This is a genomic window from Stenotrophomonas sp. YJH_SMC_135 (assembly GCF_059372355.1).
The window spans coordinates 1,126,512-1,144,639 of the sequence record NZ_JCAFVN010000001.1; the positions used below are offsets into that span (position 1 = coordinate 1,126,512).

At 65.9% G+C, this 18,128-nt stretch carries 22 protein-coding genes; 11 read left to right on the top strand and 11 right to left on the bottom strand.

Annotation, left to right across the window (positions count from 1 at the left end):
• The first annotated feature begins 17 nt into the window (after positions 1-17).
• Entirely contained in the window at positions 18-749 is a 732-nt protein-coding gene (locus AC5P98_RS05665) for a hypothetical protein (RefSeq protein WP_049406486.1), read from the top strand.
• A gap of 79 nt (positions 750-828) precedes the next feature.
• Positions 829-1,308, top strand: coding sequence for a hypothetical protein (locus AC5P98_RS05670; protein ID WP_234413145.1), 480 nt, complete (start codon positions 829-831; stop codon positions 1,306-1,308).
• A 126-nt stretch (positions 1,309-1,434) separates the two neighbouring features.
• Here AC5P98_RS05670 and AC5P98_RS05675 read toward each other — a convergent pair whose 3' ends face one another.
• Entirely contained in the window at positions 1,435-2,811 is a 1,377-nt protein-coding gene (locus AC5P98_RS05675; protein WP_049406482.1) for a M1 aminopeptidase family protein, read from the bottom strand.
• A 166-nt stretch (positions 2,812-2,977) separates the two neighbouring features.
• On the opposite strand from AC5P98_RS05675, the gene AC5P98_RS05680 reads away from it, so the two are divergent.
• Both AC5P98_RS05680 and AC5P98_RS05685 read left to right on the top strand, forming a co-directional pair.
• Positions 2,978-3,457, top strand: coding sequence for a tetratricopeptide repeat protein (locus AC5P98_RS05680; protein ID WP_049406480.1), 480 nt, complete (start codon positions 2,978-2,980; stop codon positions 3,455-3,457).
• A 61-nt stretch (positions 3,458-3,518) separates the two neighbouring features.
• On the top strand, positions 3,519-4,301 hold the full coding sequence (locus AC5P98_RS05685) for a 3-hydroxybutyrate dehydrogenase (RefSeq protein ID WP_032958121.1): 783 nt from the start codon (positions 3,519-3,521) through the stop codon (positions 4,299-4,301).
• Here AC5P98_RS05685 and AC5P98_RS05690 read toward each other — a convergent pair.
• Together AC5P98_RS05690 and AC5P98_RS05695 are read right to left on the bottom strand one after the other, a co-directional pair.
• Complete coding sequence (locus AC5P98_RS05690) at positions 4,298-5,062, bottom strand: COG4705 family protein (RefSeq protein ID WP_032958119.1); 765 nt, start codon at positions 5,060-5,062, stop codon at positions 4,298-4,300. The genes AC5P98_RS05685 and AC5P98_RS05690 overlap by 4 nt on opposite strands.
• Before the next feature lie 97 nt (positions 5,063-5,159).
• Entirely contained in the window at positions 5,160-5,537 is a 378-nt protein-coding gene (locus AC5P98_RS05695; RefSeq protein WP_032958117.1) for a DUF4180 domain-containing protein, read from the bottom strand.
• Positions 5,538-5,682: 145 nt separating this feature from the next.
• Here AC5P98_RS05695 and AC5P98_RS05700 point away from each other — a divergent pair, with 145 nt between their 5' ends.
• Positions 5,683-6,969 carry an alpha/beta hydrolase family protein gene (locus AC5P98_RS05700; protein ID WP_049406478.1) on the top strand — a complete coding sequence of 429 codons (1,287 nt, stop codon included), beginning with the start codon at positions 5,683-5,685 and terminating at the stop codon, positions 6,967-6,969.
• 54 nt (positions 6,970-7,023) lie between these two features.
• Here the strand turns inward: AC5P98_RS05700 and AC5P98_RS05705 are convergent, their stop codons facing one another.
• The 4 genes from AC5P98_RS05705 to AC5P98_RS05720 form a co-directional block, all read right to left on the bottom strand.
• Complete coding sequence (locus tag AC5P98_RS05705; RefSeq protein ID WP_005409329.1) at positions 7,024-7,482, bottom strand: SRPBCC family protein; 459 nt, start codon at positions 7,480-7,482, stop codon at positions 7,024-7,026.
• 2 nt (positions 7,483-7,484) lie between these two features.
• The gene (locus AC5P98_RS05710; protein WP_049406476.1) at positions 7,485-7,817 is read right to left on the bottom strand and encodes an ArsR/SmtB family transcription factor; all 333 of its coding nucleotides are present in this window, start codon (positions 7,815-7,817) and stop codon (positions 7,485-7,487) included.
• Positions 7,818-7,827: 10 nt separating this feature from the next.
• Positions 7,828-8,283 carry an SRPBCC family protein gene (locus AC5P98_RS05715; RefSeq protein ID WP_046430242.1) on the bottom strand — a complete coding sequence of 152 codons (456 nt, stop codon included), beginning with the start codon at positions 8,281-8,283 and terminating at the stop codon, positions 7,828-7,830.
• Positions 8,284-8,465: 182 nt separating this feature from the next.
• Positions 8,466-8,951: a MarR family winged helix-turn-helix transcriptional regulator gene (locus AC5P98_RS05720; RefSeq protein ID WP_236636253.1), complete on the bottom strand. Its 486-nt coding sequence runs from the start codon at positions 8,949-8,951 to the stop codon at positions 8,466-8,468.
• Positions 8,952-9,001: 50 nt separating this feature from the next.
• Between AC5P98_RS05720 and AC5P98_RS05725 the strand changes: the two genes are divergently transcribed.
• From AC5P98_RS05725 to AC5P98_RS05735, 3 genes are all read left to right on the top strand, one after another.
• Positions 9,002-10,096 (top strand): FAD-dependent oxidoreductase, encoded by a 1,095-nt coding sequence (locus AC5P98_RS05725; RefSeq protein WP_049406473.1) that lies wholly within the window; start codon positions 9,002-9,004, stop codon positions 10,094-10,096.
• A gap of 200 nt (positions 10,097-10,296) precedes the next feature.
• Complete coding sequence (locus tag AC5P98_RS05730) at positions 10,297-10,821, top strand: GNAT family N-acetyltransferase (RefSeq protein WP_049406472.1); 525 nt, start codon at positions 10,297-10,299, stop codon at positions 10,819-10,821.
• 141 nt (positions 10,822-10,962) lie between these two features.
• Positions 10,963-12,732, top strand: coding sequence for an oleate hydratase (locus AC5P98_RS05735; protein WP_049406470.1), 1,770 nt, complete (start codon positions 10,963-10,965; stop codon positions 12,730-12,732).
• Between the two features lie 47 nt (positions 12,733-12,779).
• Here AC5P98_RS05735 and AC5P98_RS05740 read toward each other — a convergent pair whose 3' ends face one another.
• Complete coding sequence (locus AC5P98_RS05740) at positions 12,780-13,619, bottom strand: oxidoreductase (RefSeq protein ID WP_046430252.1); 840 nt, start codon at positions 13,617-13,619, stop codon at positions 12,780-12,782.
• Between the two features lie 108 nt (positions 13,620-13,727).
• Between AC5P98_RS05740 and AC5P98_RS05745 the strand changes: the two genes are divergently transcribed.
• The 3 genes from AC5P98_RS05745 (at position 13,728) to AC5P98_RS05755 (ending at position 15,975) form a co-directional block, all read left to right on the top strand.
• Positions 13,728-14,672, top strand: a complete 945-nt coding sequence (locus AC5P98_RS05745) for an AraC family transcriptional regulator (protein WP_080354527.1) — start codon at positions 13,728-13,730, stop codon at positions 14,670-14,672.
• A gap of 122 nt (positions 14,673-14,794) precedes the next feature.
• Positions 14,795-15,382, top strand: coding sequence for a TetR/AcrR family transcriptional regulator (locus AC5P98_RS05750; RefSeq protein WP_049406467.1), 588 nt, complete (start codon positions 14,795-14,797; stop codon positions 15,380-15,382).
• 92 nt (positions 15,383-15,474) lie between these two features.
• Positions 15,475-15,975: a hypothetical protein gene (locus AC5P98_RS05755; protein ID WP_049406465.1), complete on the top strand. Its 501-nt coding sequence runs from the start codon at positions 15,475-15,477 to the stop codon at positions 15,973-15,975.
• A gap of 11 nt (positions 15,976-15,986) precedes the next feature.
• Here AC5P98_RS05755 and AC5P98_RS05760 read toward each other — a convergent pair whose 3' ends face one another.
• The 3 genes from AC5P98_RS05760 to ftrA all read right to left on the bottom strand — a co-directional run bounded on the left by AC5P98_RS05760 (position 15,987) and on the right by ftrA (position 18,092).
• A complete protein-coding gene (locus AC5P98_RS05760) occupies positions 15,987-16,454 on the bottom strand; it encodes a chemotaxis protein CheW (protein WP_049406464.1) in 468 nt (155 codons plus the stop codon).
• 107 nt (positions 16,455-16,561) lie between these two features.
• Positions 16,562-16,996, bottom strand: coding sequence for a BLUF domain-containing protein (locus tag AC5P98_RS05765; protein ID WP_041863350.1), 435 nt, complete (start codon positions 16,994-16,996; stop codon positions 16,562-16,564).
• Positions 16,997-17,090: 94 nt separating this feature from the next.
• On the bottom strand, positions 17,091-18,092 hold the full coding sequence (gene ftrA, locus AC5P98_RS05770; RefSeq protein WP_049406461.1) for a transcriptional regulator FtrA: 1,002 nt from the start codon (positions 18,090-18,092) through the stop codon (positions 17,091-17,093).
• Positions 18,093-18,128: the final 36 nt, after the last annotated feature.

An 18,128-nucleotide genomic window follows, 5' to 3' on the forward strand; every position in this document is an offset into this window, starting at 1 on the left:
AAGCCCACCAACACGACATGCGAACGCCCTTCTTCATTCTCTCCGCCCTGTGCCTTGGCCTGCTGTCCGGCTGTGCCAGTGGCCCGGAGGAGCACGCCTCAAGCCGCGAGATCACCAGTGCGTTCGTGGCCGACGACGGCCAGCTGTACCTGTTGCCGCGCTATGACGAGCCCATGCGCTTCAATGCCGCGCCGTTCCGCGAGTACCGCGCGCTGATGGACAGCCCGCTGCGCGAGGCGGTGGCCTGCGCGCAGATGTACTTCCATGAGGATTGGCGCGACCCGGCCAACAAGTCCAAGGTGCACGGCAGCTATGCGCTGCTGCTGCGGCCGGAGCAGGTGACGGCGGAGCAGGCCGCGCAGTTCAAGCTGGAGCGGATTGAGGTCCCCCCGCGTGAGGCCAAGGCCGTGGAGGAGCGGGCGCGCTACTACCTGCCGATGGACCGGACCCGCTACGCGCTGGCGTTTGATCGCGCCTGCAATCTTTCAAGGAAGGGCGGCAGCTATTACAGCGCGCTGTTCGAGGGCGACGGCGAGCAGGTGCAGTTGCCGGATGCTGTGGCACTGGCGGAGAAGGGGAAGCTGGCACAGCCGATCAATGCGCGGGCGCAGCGGATCCTGCCGGAGAGGGAGGACAAGCCGGGTGTGGGGTCGGCGGCGGGCAAGGTGCTGGGCGCGGCGCTGGTTCCTGTGGCGGTTCCGGTGTTTGTGTTGAGCCTGCCGTTCCTGGGGCCGGATCATTGGAAGTGAAAAGGCGTTGAGGGAGAGTCATCCACGCGTGGCGTGGATCTACTTGGGTATCGCCTGAAAGTTCATCCTGGAGATCTGTGTGCCCAGCACGATGGAAACTGTTTTGAAGACCGTAGGTTTCATTGTCCTCGCGGCCCTTCCGTTGGTGATCCTCTGGTTCACCCTTCGGCGAATGTCAGCAACTGCTCGCTCGTCCGTGAAATCGGGGCTGCATTTGCATGCCCCGCGCCGGATTTCCGGCAGGTCCATGACCTTGGTGATGGTGGATGGAAAAGAGGATCGGGAGCACTACTTCTTTGATGCGGCGTCCTTCTACCTGCGGCGTGGGCCGGTGCCCACGGCGGTTCCGCTTTCGCAGATCAACTCAGTCACTCGCACCTCCGACAAGATCTACGGACGTTATGTCTGGCAGGTGTGCTTCAGCAAAGCATCGGGCAGAAAGTGCGTGACGTTCACCAACAACCTGACGCTGTTCAATCGCGATTTCCTGCTGTTCCTGGAGGCGGTGCGGAAGGCCAATCCACTGGCGACTGTGGATCAGGCGGGTCTGTTCTTCTGATTGCGCGGGGACATCAGCGGCGCTGATTGGCAAATGGAGGGGACAGGGGGCGAGTTGCCTTGGACACGGTGGTGGGCAATTCAGTTGTGCGGGCGTTGAGGGAGTGAATCCACGCGTGGCGTGGATCTACCGGCACCTCGGTGTGCCACCTGCCACACAGCTGGCCCGCCAACGCTCCCAGGCCTTGGCGTCGATGCCGGCCTTCAGTGCGATGGTCTGCAGCTCGGCCCAGTTCCTCGGCGACGGCGCGGCCAGCAGCCCGCGCATGAAGGCCTGCATCTTCGCTTCGCCCACCTGTTTCTCCAGCGAGAGCAACAGCAAGGGGGCATGGACGTAGCGATACATCTCGCCCAGATCGGAGTTGCTGTCGATGGCATCGAATGCTGGCAGCGGCTTGTCCTGCGTGTCGATGGCCGATTGCAGTCGCGCAATATAGCGATCGGCCGCGGTATCGCCACTGATCTCGCGCAGCGCCTTGATCGACAGGAACTCGGCGCTGGACTCCAGCAGCACCCAGAAATACGGCCCCTGCGGATGGTTCAGTGTGCCGAAATAGTAATGGCCCATTTCGTGTGCGATGTACTGCACGCGCCGTTCGGCATGTTCGACACCAGTCAGCAGGGAGTCGGCCACGTTGCTGATGCTGCCGCTCATGGCGATGGTGGGCCAGGTGGCAAAGCCCCATTCGCTGCCTTCGCGATCGCGCTCGATCTGGTTGAGCGTGACCATGCGCAGGAAGGTGGGGCGGTCGGCCAGCGGCATGCCCATGTAGCGGCTGTGCACGTCGGCTACCTTCTGCACCGTGCTGGACAGTGCATCGACCTTGGCCGTGGGCAGGGTCTCGTTGAGGATCGTGACCTGCGCGGTGCGGGTGATCGGGCCGCTGCCGCCGAACAACAGGATCGGCCGTGCGTTGTCGCTGCGGAATCGCCCCTGCGCGCCTTCGATGGCCGGGCTGCCGTTGAGATACAGGAAGCGGCAGCCGGCGCAGTCCATCTGCAGGTCGTAGCGGCTTTCGTTGCTGCGCACGCGGGCCTTGGGATCGAATGCCTGCGGCAGCCATGCGGACTGTTCGGTGAAGCGGGCGCTGTCGCCGTTGAAGGCCATCATGCCCTTGAAGTCGCCCAGGGCATCGTGCTTCGGGTACAGCGGGAACGCGCCCACGTACTGCACGCAGAGCGTGGCGGTGGGCTCGGCCAGGGTGTAGACGCGCGCCTCGCCATCCACGCCCGGGTCGTACCAGCCATCGAACCCGACCGGTTTACCCTCGCCATCTGTGACCCGTGCGACGTTCAGGCCGGCGTTGAGTACGAACGCGCCCCTTGATTCGGCTGGGAGGTTGGACATGCAGACATCGCCCTCGACACGGCCGCTGGCAATATCCAGCCGCACGCTGCCGGTAGTGAGCGGTGTGGCCGGTTGTGCGGCCGGTGCGGCCACGCTGGTAGCGGGTGCGAGCAGCGCGATCAGGGCGGCAGGCAGTAGGGCGTTGCAGGGGTTCATCGGGCCATCCTTGGGTGGATGGCGTTGACTATAGGGCCAACATCGATGGACGCGGAGAGTCTTCTGGTCACCCGGTCTTGTGGGGCTGGCGCAATGCCCTGGCCTGGTGCAGGCATACTGTCAGCCGGGCGAACGGATGCCCGCAAACAGGAAGGAAGCCTGTGCCATGACGAACATGCCAACCCAACTCACGACCGACTTCGATGCGGTGCTCGACCGTGGTGACATTGCCGAGGCGCGACGGCTGTTGGCCCCGCAGCTTGCACGCGGCTGTGCTGAAGCGTTGTTCCTCTCTTCTTCGATGCCTGTGGGGGAGGACCACGCACAGGCCGAGGCGGACAGCTTCGCGACCCTCAAGCAGGCCGCAGAGAAGGGCTATATGCCGGCGATCCATGCGGTAGGGCTGTGCCTGCTGACCGGTGACCGCGTCGAGCAGGACGTCATGCGGGCGGCCGCGCATTTTGAGCGGGCATCGGAGGCCGGCTATCCGTCGGCCATCTACGAGTTTGGCCTGGCGCTGTTCCATGGCAAGGGTGTCCCCAGCGACGTGCCACGTGCGGTGTACCTGATCCGCGCTTCGGCGCAGGCTGGGAATGAGTACGCCAGGGAGTTCCTGCTGGCGTACTCGTTGGACGTGGGCACATAGGAGGAGGGTGCGGAGGCCGATAACGCTACACTGGCGTCCTACCCCCGATGGAAGCTCACCCATGTTCAGTGGCAAGGTTGCGGTGGTCACCGGCTCCACCAGCGGTATCGGTCTTGGCATTGCGACCGCGCTGGCCCGGCAAGGCGCGGACATCGTGCTGAACGGCTTCGGCGATGCGGCGGCGATCGAACGCGCCCGTGCCCGCCTGGAAGCCGAGTTCGGCGTACGGGTGGTGCATGACGGTGCCGACCTGTCCAAGGGCGAGGCAGTGCGAGGGATGATCGACCACGCCGTCGCGACGATGGGGCGCATCGACATTCTGGTGAACAATGCTGGCATCCAGCACACCGCATCGATCGAGGAGTTTCCTGTTGAGAAGTGGGATGCGATCCTGGCGCTGAACCTGTCGGCGGTGTTCCATGCAACGGCGGCGGCCTTGCCGCACATGAAGCAGCAGGGCGCCGGCCGCATCATCAACATCGCGTCGGTTCACGGCCTGGTGGGCTCGGTGAACAAGTCCGCCTATGTGGCGGCCAAGCATGGCGTGGTGGGGTTCACCAAGGTGACCGCGCTTGAGAATGCGGGGACCGGCATCACCGCAAACGCGATCTGCCCAGGCTGGGTGCGAACGGCGCTGGTCGAGCAGCAGATCACCGCGTTGGCCGAGCGCGAAGGCACGGATCAGGAGACCGCCGCGCGTGCGCTGCTGGCTGAAAAGCAGCCGTCGTTGCAGTTCGTGACGCCTGAGCAGCTGGGACAAATGGTGGTGTTCCTGGCCTCGGACGCAGCGGCGCAGATTACCGGCACGGCGCTGCCGGTGGATGGGGGCTGGACGGCGCGCTAGCTGGCTGGCTGCGCCTTTCGCTGCAGCATCGGCAGCGCCACCAGCGTGGCGAGGAGGGTGAACAGCACCAGCGACGAGCCCACCGTGCCGAAGCCCAGGCCGCCCTTTTCCAGCGGCTTGGTGAGCAGATCGCCGAAGGTGGCGCCGAACGGGCGGGTGAGCACGAAGGCGATCCAGAACAGGATGACCCGGTTGATGCCCTTGATGCGGCTGGCCAGTGCGGTGAGCGCGATGAGGCTGCCGATCAGCAGTGCGCCGCCGGTGAAGCCCAGTCCGGAATCGTCGGCGAGGAAATCACCCAGCGCGGTGCCGAGCGTGTTGGAGAACAGCACGGCGGTCCAGTAGAAGCCTTCGGCACGGCGCGATGCGATGTTGCTGACCGAGATCGACTTTTCCGACACCCGCCAAGCCAGCAGCACCAGCGCCAGGCAGCCGGCCAGCAGACTGGCGCCGGTGGCGTAGCCCAGGCCGAGCGTGCGGTCGATCAGGTCGGACAGGGTGGTGCCGGCGGTGCTGGTGGCCAGCACCACCGACCAGAACAGCACCGGGTGGAAGCGCCGCGCCGACAACTGCATGCCCAGCAGGCCGGCAAAGATCGCCAGCAGGATGGCCGAGCTGGCCACGTAGCCCAGATTGAGCGTCATCGACAGCAGATCGCCCGCAGTCTCGCCGAGGGTGGTGGCGGCGATCTTCATCACCCAGAAACCGAGGGTGACCGCCGCCACTTTGCTGTGCAGGGAATCTGCGTCTGAAGCGCGCATCGAACGTCGCCTGGGGAGCCCGCGGGTGATGCTGTGGCGCGCGGCGTCGGAGCCCGGTCGGAACCCGGTTCGGCGAGGGTGAGCGTGGGGGCGGCGTTCAGCCGGCGCTGGCGGGGGCCGAAAGGCGCGCCAGCAGGGCGCCCCAGTCGGCCACGAAGCAGCCGTCGCGGCCGCGGTTGCATTCGGTGATCCACGCGTCCAGCGATTCGCTCTGTGCGCGGTAGCCGCTGACATCGCCCAGGACGGCGAAGTGCAGGCGGTAGTTCACCAGCATCTGCAGCCATTGCCCGGCCATGCCGGAGCGCAGCTCGAAGAAGTCTGCCGAAAGGCGCTGCACCGGCACGGCGATCCACTCGGCCTGGTGCCCAAGGGCATCGCCGACCAGGTCGCGCAAGGCGTTGCCATCCAGCAGCGGGCCTGTATCGGCGCTGCGCAGGACGCGGGTGCTGCCGATCTGTTCTACATGTGTGTGCATCGTGCGCTCTGAAGTTCGTATCGTCCGCCCAGTATGGCCATGGGAGAGGCCGACAGTAAGCAGATGCAGCATGAATCTGGCGAACGAACGCGCTAGGCTGCGCCGGGCGCCCGCACGAGGCGGGTTCACGATACCGGGGACGGGCATGGAAGGGTGGAAGAGTCGTTCGTTGTTGAGCGCGGTGCTGGCGTGTTCGGGCCTGCCGGTTGCAGCCGCCGAGCTGTGCACGGTCAGTGCCTACGGTGACGGCCAAGGCAGCATCGTGGTGCTGGGCGCACCCGCTGCCGCGCCGGCCACGGGGCAGCGTTATCTGATGCTGGACGGGCGACGTGGCGCCACCGGCGATGCCAACGCACCGGTGAGCTGCAACGGCGACGTGGTCAGCTTCAGGTCGTCTGCTGGGGCCACGCAGCGCTGGCAGCGCCTGCCGACCCGTGATACCGATGCAACTTTCATCAGTGCGGGAACCAAGCTGGTCGGGCAGTTGATCGAACCGGCCGGCCCGGCCGACCCCAAGCGGCCGTTGGTGGTGCTGGTGCACGGCTCGGAACGCACGATGGCAGTGGCGGCGATCTACCAGCGCATGCTGGTGGCGCAGGGTATTTCGGTGTTCGCTTACCAGAAGCGTGGCACCGGCGATTCGGAAGGCGAGTACACACAGAACTTCGAGCTGCTGGCCGACGACGCGGCGGCGGCGCTTGCCAAGGCGCGCGAACTGGCGAGAGGTCGGTTCGGCCGCGCCGGCTACTTCGGTGGCAGCCAGGGCGGCTGGATCGCGCCGCTGGCGGCGACCCGCTCGCAGGCGGATTTTGTGGCGATCGGTTTCGGGCTGGTGGTGTCGCCCATCGAGGAGGACCGCGAGCAGTTGTTCGACGAGGCACGGCGCATGCAGCTGGATGCGGCCGCGTTGGCGCAGGTCGGGCAGCTTTCAGACGCAACCGCGCAGTTGATGCGCACGCATTTCACTGAAGGGTTCGAAACGCTGGCCAGGGTGCGTAGCCAGATCGGTGCCGCGCCGTGGGCAAAGACGATCAACGGCGAGTGCAGCGGCGACATGCTGCGCATGAGTGATGCCGACCTGCGCCGGATCGGTCGCGCGCGATTCGACAACCTGGAACTGATCTGGGACTACGACGCCGAGGCCGCGCTGCGCCGCCTGAAGGTGCCGTTGCTGTGGGTGCTGGCCGAGCAGGACCGCGCCGCGCCGATTGCCGCCACGCGTTCGATCCTGTCGCGCCTGCGCGCGTCGGGGCAACCGATCAACACCTACCTGTTCCCGGATACCGACCACGGCATGGTCGAGTTCCGCACCGATGCCGAGGGCAACCGCGTGTCGACGCGGATCACCGACGGCTACCTGCGCCTGCTGGCCGATTGGATCAAGCAGGATGTGCGTGGCAGTTATGGGCGTTCGCGCAGATTGAGCGATTGACCGGCCAGGGAGCGCTGGCGGCGGGTGGCGCTCCGCCGCCGATTGCGGCACGACTCAGTTCGGCTTCGCAAACACATCCAGCCCCTTGCCGGTCTCCAGCAGCGACTTCAGGCTGGACAGCACGATCGGCCAGCCCTGGCGGATGCCGGTATCCATGCCGCTGCCGGGTTCCAGTTCCTCATGGGTAACCGTCAGCCGCACCATGTCCTGGTAGGGCACGATGTCGAAGGTCACCCGGCTGTAGGCGTCCGGGTTGTCGGCCTGCGAGGCGGCGGCCCAGGTGATGACCAGGCGCGAGGGCGGGGTGCTTTCCACCACTTCGCCGACCAGCTCGACCGAGCGCGTTTCGTTGGCGCGCACGTGCTGCCAGCGCGAGCCCGGTTTCCAGTCCGAGACGTTCTCGTGGCCCCAGTAGCGGCTGGCGATCTCGGGGCGGGTGATGGCCTCGAACACCTTCTGTGGCGTGGACGCGATATAGATCACGTGGATGAAGCGGGTTGACTCTGCGGACATCGTCATTCTCCTTCCAGTTCGCGTTTCAGGTCATGCAGCAGGCTCAGGCGCTGCTGCTCGAACTTGCGTACCCAGCGTTCGTAGACTTCATGCAGCGGCACCGGGTTGATGAAGTGCAGCTTCTCGCGGCCACGGCGCACGGTGCTGATCAGGTTGGCGTCTTCCAGCAGGCCCAGGTGCTGGGTGACCGATTGCCGGGCCATGTCCAGGTGCTCGCACAGCTGGCCCAGGCTCTGGCCGTTGTCTTCGCAGAGCAGATCCAGCAGCGTGCGGCGCGTGGGATCGGCCAGTGCCTTGAACACCTTGTCTGCATCGCGCACGTGGTCTACCGCCATGGGGAGGTTTTCAATTCCAGTTGTCGATCCTGACGTCGTGGGGGTTGGGCTGGCCCTTGCCGGTCTCCAGCAGTGCCTTCAGGCTCATCAGGAACACCGCCCACTTGGTGCTGCAGTGGGAGGTGAACTCGACGCGCTCCTTCCAGCCTTCGTGCGTGAACAGCACGATGCAGTAGTCGCCTTCCTGCTTCAGCGCGAAGCGCGCGTGGGTGCCGATCCATTCGGCGGGGCCGGCGAGGAACCGCCACAGCACGAGCTCGCCTGGAACAAGCTGCTCAAGCTTCATCTCCATGGCGCCGATTTCCTGGCCGTTGTTGGTGAAACGGACCTTGACCGTGCCGCCGGCTTCGCGGTCGCCGTGCGCGTCTTCGGCCCACCAGGCGGCCACGCCTTCGGGGGTGGCCAGCGCCTGGTACACCTGGCTTGCGGGGGCCTTGATGCCGACCCTGTGTGCGATATCCACCATTGCAGGTTCCTCGCGATGGGCTGGCAGGCGCCGCCCTCGAGTGGACTATATGCAGGTAAATGCCTGCATGTCAAACCCGCCACGAACGCCCTCGCGTGTAGTGCCGGCCGCTGGCCGGCATCCCGGTGGCGTTGGGTGCGTGCAGTTGCCGGCCAGCGGTCGGCACTACCGGGGGCGATGCTTCAGTTCTCGCCGTCCTGCAGGGCGGCATGCAGTTTGTCGGTGATCCGCTGCAGTGCGGCACGATCATCCGCGGAGAGATGGTCGAGAAAATACCGGCGGACACCGGCGGCGTGTACCGGCCGTGCCGCGCGCAGCTGCGCGTGACCTTCTGTGGTCATGCGGATCACTACGACGTTTTCGCTGTCGGTATCGCGTTCGATCAGGCCACGGCCCGCCATGCGGGTCAGCTGGTGCGAGAGGCGCGTCTTGTCCCATTCCAGGTAGTCCAGCAGTTCGCGCTGGCGGCGGCAGCGATCCTTGGACTGGTTCAGCTCCATCAGCACGATGAAGTCGGCCCTTGAGAGCCCGGTACTACGGGTGATGTCCTGGACGATGCGGCCGGAGGTGATTTCTGCCATGCGCCGGAAGCCGCGCCAGGTGGCCCATTCGTCGGGTGTGATGCTGGGGGAGGTCATGGCCGAACGTTGCCGGGCAATGGTTGACATGTCAACCCTTGCGGCATACGGTTGACGTATCAACTAACCTGGATCGCGCCATGCAGCACCCTCCCCGTATTGCCGTCATCGGCGCAGGCCCCGCTGGCCTCACCGCTGCGCTCATCCTGCATCGCGGCGGTCACCGCGTGAGCGTGTACGAGGGCGAAGCATCCGGGCAGCAGCGCACACAGGGCGGCACGCTGGATCTGCACGACGATTCCGGGCAGGTGGCGCTGCAGCGCGCGGGCCTGCTGGAGGCCTTCCGTGCGGTCGCACGGCATGAGGGGCAGGAGGCGCGGATGGGCGACCCGTGGTCCGGGGAGATCACCACCGGCGGGTTCGGTCCGGAAGGGAGCAAGGACAAGCCGGAGATCGACCGCGGCGACCTGCGCCAGCTGCTGCTGGACGCGCTGCCGGCGGACACGGTGCAGTGGGGCCACAGCCTGACCGCGCTGGTATCTGCACAGGCGAACGGCCACGGCCTGCGATTCGCCAACGGCGTGCAGCGCGAGGCGGACATCGTGATCGGTGCCGATGGTGCGTGGTCGAAAGTGCGCGCGGCCTTGAGTACGTGCCAGCCGCTGCCCACCGGCATTACCTTCTTCGAAGGTTGGATTGCACAGCCTGCTGCGGACATCGCCGCGATGGTCGGGCAGGGCAGCCTGTTCTGCTTTGGCGGCGAGGAGGCCCTGTTCGTGCAACGCAACAGCCGCGATCGACTCTGCGTGTATGCAGCGCTGAAGCGCTCTTCCGAGTGGCTTGATGCGCAGATCGCGCAGCACGGCATACGGACGCTGGTGACAGGCTGCTATACCGGGTGGGCCACGAACCTTCGGCGCCTGCTGGAGGCCTGCACGGACTTCGTGCGGCGGCCGATCTACAGCCTGCCAGCGGATTTTTGCTGGACCCCCCGCGATGGCGTGACCTTGATCGGCGATGCGGCGCATCTGATGCCTCCGGTGGGCGTGGGCGTGAACCTGGCGATGCTGGACGCGTCGGATGTGGCGATGGCGTTGTGCGCGCGGCCGGATGCGATCAGCGCGATGCGCGACGCCGAAGTGCTGGTGCGTGAACGCGCCCGCGCCCTGATGCCGGATGCGATCGAGGGGTTCCAGCGCTGGTTCATTACCGGAGGGGATGCTCCACGCGGTTGATGAAGCATCGAGTCTGTACGCACCTGCGACACTGGGAACAGCAGCAGATTCCTGGCGGCGCGCTGGAAGTCACATGGACTGCCGACTGCTTTGGTCCGGTACAGGTGGCCACGCTGGGGCATGCGCTAGACTGGTTGAACCGGCCGACGCTCCCCCTGTCTTCCAGGGTTGGGGAGCGTGGTATGACAGGAGCGGAACGCATGACTGAAACCGGAAAGGACGCCTTGAACATCCGCCGCGCCAGCGCGGCCGATGCCCCCGCAGTGTTGGGGCTCTTTGACGAGGTGATCGAGTGGTTCGTGTCGATCGGCAATGTGCAGCAATGGGGCAGCGAACCGTGGTCGACGATGCCGCGCCGGATTGCCCAGGTCACCGAGGCGTGTGCACTGCCAGGCGCATGGGTGGCGCAGAACGAGCAGGGCGGCGTGCGGGCGTTCCTGGCACTGGGCGAGTCGATGCCCTATGTGCCCGCGCCCACCGGGCCGGAGCTGTATGTGCGGGTTCTGGTGGCCTCGCGTGATGTGCGCGTGCGTGGCATCGGCCGCCGACTGATGGCGTTTGCCGACGAGCAGGCGCGCGCTGCCGGTGTCGACCATCTGCGTGTGGACTGCTACGCCGGAGGCAGCGGCGACCTGGTGCGCTTCTATGAATCCTGCGGGTATACGCGCATCGCGCCGTTCAACGTGGACGGCTGGCCAGGCATGCTGCTGGGAAGGACGCTCTGACGCGGCTGCGTCATTCCGTCGCAGCCTGCGTGCAGGAAACGATACATCGGATCGGCGCTAGAGTAGGGTCATGACCTGCATCGGATGGCTGTGTCATTCCGCTGCCGGTTCCTGATGACCCCCTCCAGGAAGGTGCAACGCATGTATTACAGCAGTGGCAACTACGAAGCTTTCGCGCGCCCGCGCAAGCCGGCCGGTGTGGATGGCAAGCGCGCCTGGTTTGTGGGCTCGGGCCTGGCCTCGCTGGCCGGCGCCGCGTTCCTGGTGCGCGACGGGCGCATGGCCGGTGAACGCATCACCCTCCTTGAACAGCAGCAGATTCCCGGCGGCGCGCTGGATGGCCTGAAGGTGCCGGAGAAGGGCTTCGTGATCCGCGGCGGCCGCGAGATGGAAGACCACTTCGAGTGCCTGTGGGATCTGTTCCGCTCGATTCCGTCGCTGGAAATCGAGGATGCCAGCGTGCTGGACGAGTTCTACTGGTTGAACAAGGACGACCCGAACTATTCGCTGCAGCGCGCCACCATCAATCGCGGCGAAGATGCGCACACTGATGGCCTGTTCACGCTGACCGAGCAGGCCCAGAAGGACATCATCGCGCTGTTCCTGGCCACCCGGAAGGAGATGGAGAACAAGCGGATCGACGAGGTGCTGGGCCGCGACTTCCTGGACAGCAACTTCTGGCTGTACTGGCGCACCATGTTCGCGTTCGAGGAATGGCATTCGGCGCTGGAGATGAAGCTGTACCTGCATCGCTTCATCCACCACATCGGCGGCCTGCCGGATTTCTCGGCGTTGAAGTTCACCCGGTACAACCAGTATGAATCGCTGGTGCTGCCGCTGGTGAAGTGGTTGCAGGAGCAGGGCGTGGTGTTCCAGTACGGCACCGAGGTGACCGACGTCGACTTCGATCTGCAGCCGGGCCGCAAGCAGGCCACGCGTATCCACTGGATGCGTGATGGTGTAGCCGATGGCGTGGATCTGGGCGCGGATGATCTTGTTTTCATGACAATCGGTTCGCTGACCGAAAACTCGGATAATGGCGATCACTACACCGCGGCGCGTTTGAACGAAGGACCGGCGCCGGCCTGGGACCTGTGGCGTCGCATCGCCGCGAAGGATGCGGCGTTCGGTCGCCCGGACGTGTTCGGCGCGCATATCCCGCAGACCAAGTGGGAATCGGCGACAGTGACGACGCTGGATGCGCGCATTCCGGCTTACATCCAGAAGATCGCCAAGCGCGACCCGTTCAGTGGCAAGGTAGTGACCGGCGGCATCGTCAGCATGCGCGACTCGCGCTGGCTGATGAGCTGGACGGTGAACCGCCAGCCGCATTTCAAGAACCAGCCCAAGGACCAGATCGTGGTCTGGGTGTACTCGCTGTTTGTGGATACGCCGGGCGACTACGTGAAAAAGCCGATGCAGGAGTGCACCGGCGAGGAGATCACCCGCGAGTGGCTGTACCACCTGGGCGTGCCGGTGGAAGAGATTGATGCGCTGGCCGCGACCGGTGCGAAGACGGTGCCGGTGATGATGCCGTACATCACGGCGTTCTTCATGCCACGCCAGGCCGGTGACCGCCCGGACGTGGTGCCGGACGGTGCGGTGAACTTCGCCTTCATCGGCCAGTTTGCCGAATCGAAGCAGCGCGACTGCATCTTCACCACCGAATATTCAGTGCGCACGCCGATGGAAGCGGTGTACACCCTGCTGGGGATCGAGCGCGGCGTGCCGGAGGTGTTCAATTCCACGTATGACGTGCGCTCGCTGCTGGCCGCCACCGGTCGCCTGCGCGATGGCAAGGAACTGGATATTCCCGGGCCTGCGTTCCTGCGCAATCTGCTGATGAACAAGCTGGACAAGACCCAGATCGGTGGCCTGCTACGCGAGTTCAAGCTGGTGCAGGAAGACTGAGCGGGCAGGGGGAGGCCGCCGGTGAGGGCATCGGCGGCCTCAAGATCTCACGCTACGCCGTCGGTCGAACGGCTCAGCTGTTCCCACGCGTCGATGCTACCGGCCATCGATGCCAGCTTTGCCCTCACCAGCTGCAGTGCATCACTGCCCAGCAGCAAGTGGCGGGGAGGAGCGTCGCTGTCGATGACCTGCAGCATGGCCTGCGCAGCCTTCACTGGATCACCGGGCTGGTGGCCACTCTTCGCCTCACGCGCGCTGCGGATGGGATCGAACAATGCGTCGTAGTCGTCAATGCTGCGCGGTGCCCGCACCATCGAGCGGCCTGCCCAGTCGGTGCGGAAGGAACCCGGCGCGACGGCCGTGACGTGGATACCAAACGGCGCGACTTCCTTGCCAAGCACTTCACTGATGCCCTCCAGCGCGAACTTGCTGCCGCAGTACCACGCGATGCCCGGCATCGTGATGAAACCGCCCATGGAGGTGATGTTGAGGATATGGCCGCGGCGCCGGGCGCGCATGTGCGGCAGCACGGCCTTGATCAGCGCGGCTGGAGCGAATACGTTCACCTCGAATTGCTGCCGCAGCTCGGCGAGCGTGGATTCTTCGAGGATGCCTTCGTGGCCGTAGCCAGCGTTGTTGACCAGCACGTCGATGCTTCCGATGTTGGTTTCGATATCGGCGACGAGCGCATTGATGGCGGCGGTATCGGTTACGTCCAGCAGGCGACCGAATGCGCGGCCGGGAGCGAGCGCTTCGAGTACCTGGCGGTCGGTTTCGTTGCGCACGGTGCCGACCACGCGGTGGCCGGCCAGCAGGGCCTGCTGGGCAAGGGCGCGGCCGAATCCACTGCTGACACCGGTGATGAGGAGGAAGCGGGAAGGGGGCATGAGGGGGCGTTCGTGGTGGGCAGGGCTTGCACGTTAGTTCTTGAACGACCGGGGTCACAGGCCTAGGATTCGGCCATTCTTGCCTATTCCTCTGGAGTGCCTGTGCCTGTGGTCGATTCCCTGCAACGGCAGGTGCAGGCGCGCATGGTCGGCCTGCTGAAGACGCTGGCGGTGGAGGAGGGCTACACGCTCACGCGCCTGCCGGGGGTGCGGTTGCTGCGATCGGACCGGCCACTGGCGCGCACGCCGGTGTTGTACGACCCCGGCATCGTGATCGTCTGCCAGGGGGTGAAGCGTGGCTATCTGGGCGGGCAGGTCTACCAGTACGACGCCCAGCACTACCTGGCAGTGTCGGTGCCGGTGCCGTTCACGATGGAAACCGATGCGTCGGCCCAGGCGCCGCTGCTGGCGATCTACCTGCACCTGGATCTGCAGCTGGCGGCGGATCTGCTGATCGAACTGGGTGAACAGGAGGGCACCCCGGCGACACCGGCGCAGGGCATGATGTCCAGCCCGATGCAGGCGCCGATGCAGGCCACGGTGCTGCGCCTGCTGGAGGCACTGGCTGAACCGTTGGAGGCTGCCGTGCTCGGCCCTGCGTTGGTGCGTGAGGTGTACTTCCGCGTGCTGACGGGTGCACAGGGCGGCGCAATGCGCGAGGCGCTGGCCCTGCGCGGGCGCTTCGGCAGCATCGGCAGAGTGCTGCGGACGATCCATGCCGGATATGCCACCACCCTGGACGTGGGGCAACTGGCCACCGAAGCGGGCATGAGTGTGGCGACCTTCCACGACCACTTCCGCGCGATTACCGGCACGTCGCCGATGCAGTACGTGAAGTCGACCCGCCTGCACCAGGCACGGTTGCTGATGCTGCGGCAGGGGATGACTGCCGAAGCGGCATCGCTGGCGGTGGGGTATGCCAGCCCGTCGCAGTTCAACCGTGAGTTCAAGCGCCTGTTCGCGTTGCCGCCGGCGGCCGAGGTCGCGCGGATGCGGCGCAGTTTCGCGCTGCCACCTCCGCCAGCCGATGCGGTATACGTGTCTTCGCATTGAGGGGCAATCGAAGGTCACGTTGCCAGCAAGCCGGCCAGCGGCCGGCTCTGCCGGGAATGATGCCTGGCGGGTGCAGCAGAGAGGGGTTGACAGGCCGTCTACCTACTAGTAGGTTTATTGCCATGAAAGAGTCGCTCTCGCCCAAGGCACAGGAAATCCTGGCCCATGCCCGTGCGCTGCTGGAAGCCGGTGGCTACAACGGCTTCAGCTACGCCGACGTGTCGGCGCGGGTGAACATCAGCAAGGCCAGCATCCATCACCACTTCCCCAGCAAGGCGGATCTGGTGCGCACGGTGGTCGAGCTGTACCGGGCCGAAGCGCGCGAAGGCCTGGCGCTGCTGGACCGGCAGTTGGCCGACCCGCTGCAGGAGCTCAACGCCTATGTGGAGTACTGGTCCAGCTGCATTGCAGGGGGTACGTCCTCGTTCTGCATCTGCGCGATGCTGGCCGCCGAAGCGCCGATGATTCCGGCAGAGATCGCTGAGGAAGTGCGCGGCCATTTCGAGGACCTGAGCGGCTGGCTGGCAGTGACGCTGGAGAAGGGCGTTTCGATGGGCCAACTGCAGTTGCAGGGCTCGGCGGCCGATGAGGCCAAGGCGTTCATGTCATCGGTGCACGGCGCGATGCTGGCCGCGCGCGGTTTCGGTGATGCGGCGACCTTCGCGGCACTGGCGCGGTTCGCGATCGCGCGGGTGAGCGCGGCGTCCTGAGAGATGTGTGGTGGGCCTGCGGCGACGCGGGCCTTCTTTTTGAGTTCAATGCCTACCTACTAGTAGGTTCATTCTGTCCCTGGAGATGTCCCATGTCCCACCCTCTGTCCACACTTGGCGTGATCCATACCGCTGTCAGCCTGATCCCGGTGTTGAGTGGCCTGTATGCCTTCATTCGCCACCGCGCAATCGATCTCGCCACGCGCGCGGGCAAGCTGTACCTGGTTGGGCTGGTGCTATCGGTGGCCACCTCGTTCACCGTGTCCAGCACGGGCGGGATCAACCCCGGCCACGCATTCGGGGTGATCGTGCTGCTGGTGGCATTCGGCGGCATGCTGGCCGCGCGGCTGCGCTGGCTGGGGCGCGCCGCGCGTTACCTGTCGACCTTCGCACTGTCGTTCAGCTTCCTGCTCTCGTTGGTGCCCGGCGTCAACGAAACGCTGACCCGCCTGCCGGCAGCGCATCCGATTGCGGCGGCACCGATGGCCCCGGTGGTGCTGCACACGCTGCTGGCCTGCCTGGTGGTGTTCGTGATCGGCTTTGCCGCGCAGTGCTGGAGGCTGCGAAACCGTGCCTTGGCAGGACGATCCTGAGACGCCGCCGGTCACCCCTGCGCGGCAAGTGCGCCCAGTAGTGCCGCCGGTTCGATCAGTGCAGCCGAGCGCGCCGGATCGAGTTGAATGTGCCGGCTGCAGAAGCAGAACGATTGGCCCGCTGCAGGCTCGGGGGTGTTCGCGCTCGCGTCCGGCGTCTCGATCTCCAGCACTTCGTCCACGGCCAGCGCCAGGGTTGCGGTGCCGGCGTTGATCAACAGCATGGCCGGGCTGCCACCCTCGAATGCCGGTTGGCCGCTCATGCGGCGCAGGTCGACGACGGGTAACGGTTGCCCACGGACCTCCAGGGTCGGCCTGCCGTTGCGGTCTGCAGGGCCGAATGCCTCCGGACCGCGGATTTCGACCGCCGCCTGGATGTCGATGGCGAACAGGACGGTACCTGCACGCACGACGACGATCTCGAACAGGTCGGCAGGCGATGCGCGTGTTTCCGTTGCAGGGTGGGCGGGTACGGGCATGCGATGGGCGTGGCGAAGACGATGGGAAAGGAGATCTGGATGATGACGCCTGGACGCAACGCGCGGCCGCGTCGGCGTGCGCGTGCAAGGCGATGGTTCAGTGTCTATCAGGCGGCTGCGCGTGGCGCGCCGACGGTGCCGACGCGTGGAAAATGCGGACGCAGCAGGCGGACGAGCTGGTCCATGCCCGGAATGGAGTGGCCGAACTCGTCCCAGCGCGCATTCACCAGGCCGGACACCACGATCTGCCCGGTCTCGATGTGGGTCATTGCCCAGTACGGAACGGCACGCGCGCTGATGGCCATGTCCAGTACCGGCACGACGGCAGCATGCGAGCGGCTGTCATGGATGCGGCGCTTGACTGCTTCCAGGGCGTCGGGCGGGCCTTCGATGTACTGGAAAAACCGCTGCCCGTCGACGATCAGCGCACCGGTAACGTCCACCCGGCGATTGAACGTGGCAGATTGCGAGACGATCTGGTGGAGGGCTTGATTGGACAGCCCAGCCGACATGCGGCTGGAGTAAGCAAATGCATGGAGCATGGAAGGGGCTTCTTGTGACGCACGTCACTATACGCACGCAAGCCCGGACCGTCGTGAGGCTTTGCTCACGCCACGCCTGGCTCCGCGCACGGGATCAACAGCCCACCAACCGGTCGGCACCGAGACCGCCGCGATGCTGGCTGCGGTACTCGGTAGGGCTCGCGTCGACCTGACCGCGGAAGTGCCGACGGAACGATTCCTGCGAACCAAAGCCGGCCTGTTCTGCAATCCACTGCAGCGGCCGGTCAGTGGTTTCCAGCAGCTCGCGCGCGAAAGCCACGCGCTCGCGGATCAGCCAGTCGATCGGCGACAGGCCGGTGGCGTCCAGGAACTGCCGCTGCAGCGTGCGTTGGCTGAGCGCGGCCTGCTCGGCGAGGCTGCCCAGCGAGTGGGGCTCGCGCAGGTTGCGGCGCATCCATTCCATCAGCTTTGCCAAGCGGGTGGGCTCGCCGTGGGGAATGGCGCGGCTGACGCGCTGGCTGCGCCCGGCATCACGCCACGGTGCCAGGACCAGCCGTTCGGCCACCAGGTTGGCCACGCGCGCGCCGTAATCCTTGCGCACCATGTGCAGCATCATGTCCATGCCGGTGGCCGAGCCGGCCGAAGTGATGATGCTGCCGGTATCCACGTACAGCGCATCCTCGCGCACATCGATGCGTGGGAACTCGCGTGCCAGCGCTTCGGTGAGGCGCCAGTGGGTGGTGGCCTGGCGGCCATCGAGCAGCCCGGCCCAGGCCAGCACGAAGGCACCGGAGCAGATCGAGGCGATGCGCGCGCCACGTGCGTGGGCACGGATCAGTGCATCGAGCAGTGCCTGCGGTGGGCGCTCGCTGGGTTCGCGCCAACCGGGGATGACGATGATGTCGGCGTCATCGACCGTGCTGAGATCGTAGGGCAGCTGCACCTGCGCATTACCGAGCATGCGCAGCGCGCCGGGCTCGCCCGCGCACAGCTGGGTGCGGTACCAGGCCACGCCGAGTTCCGGCCGCACCGGCGCGAACAGGCCGACCGCGCAGCCGAATTCGAACAGCCCCTGGCCGTGGCAGGCGACGATGGCAACGAGCGGCGCGGTGGGATCGGCGGGTGGGCTGGGCATGGCCTGATGCTACGGGTGGCGGTGCGTGGCGTTGCG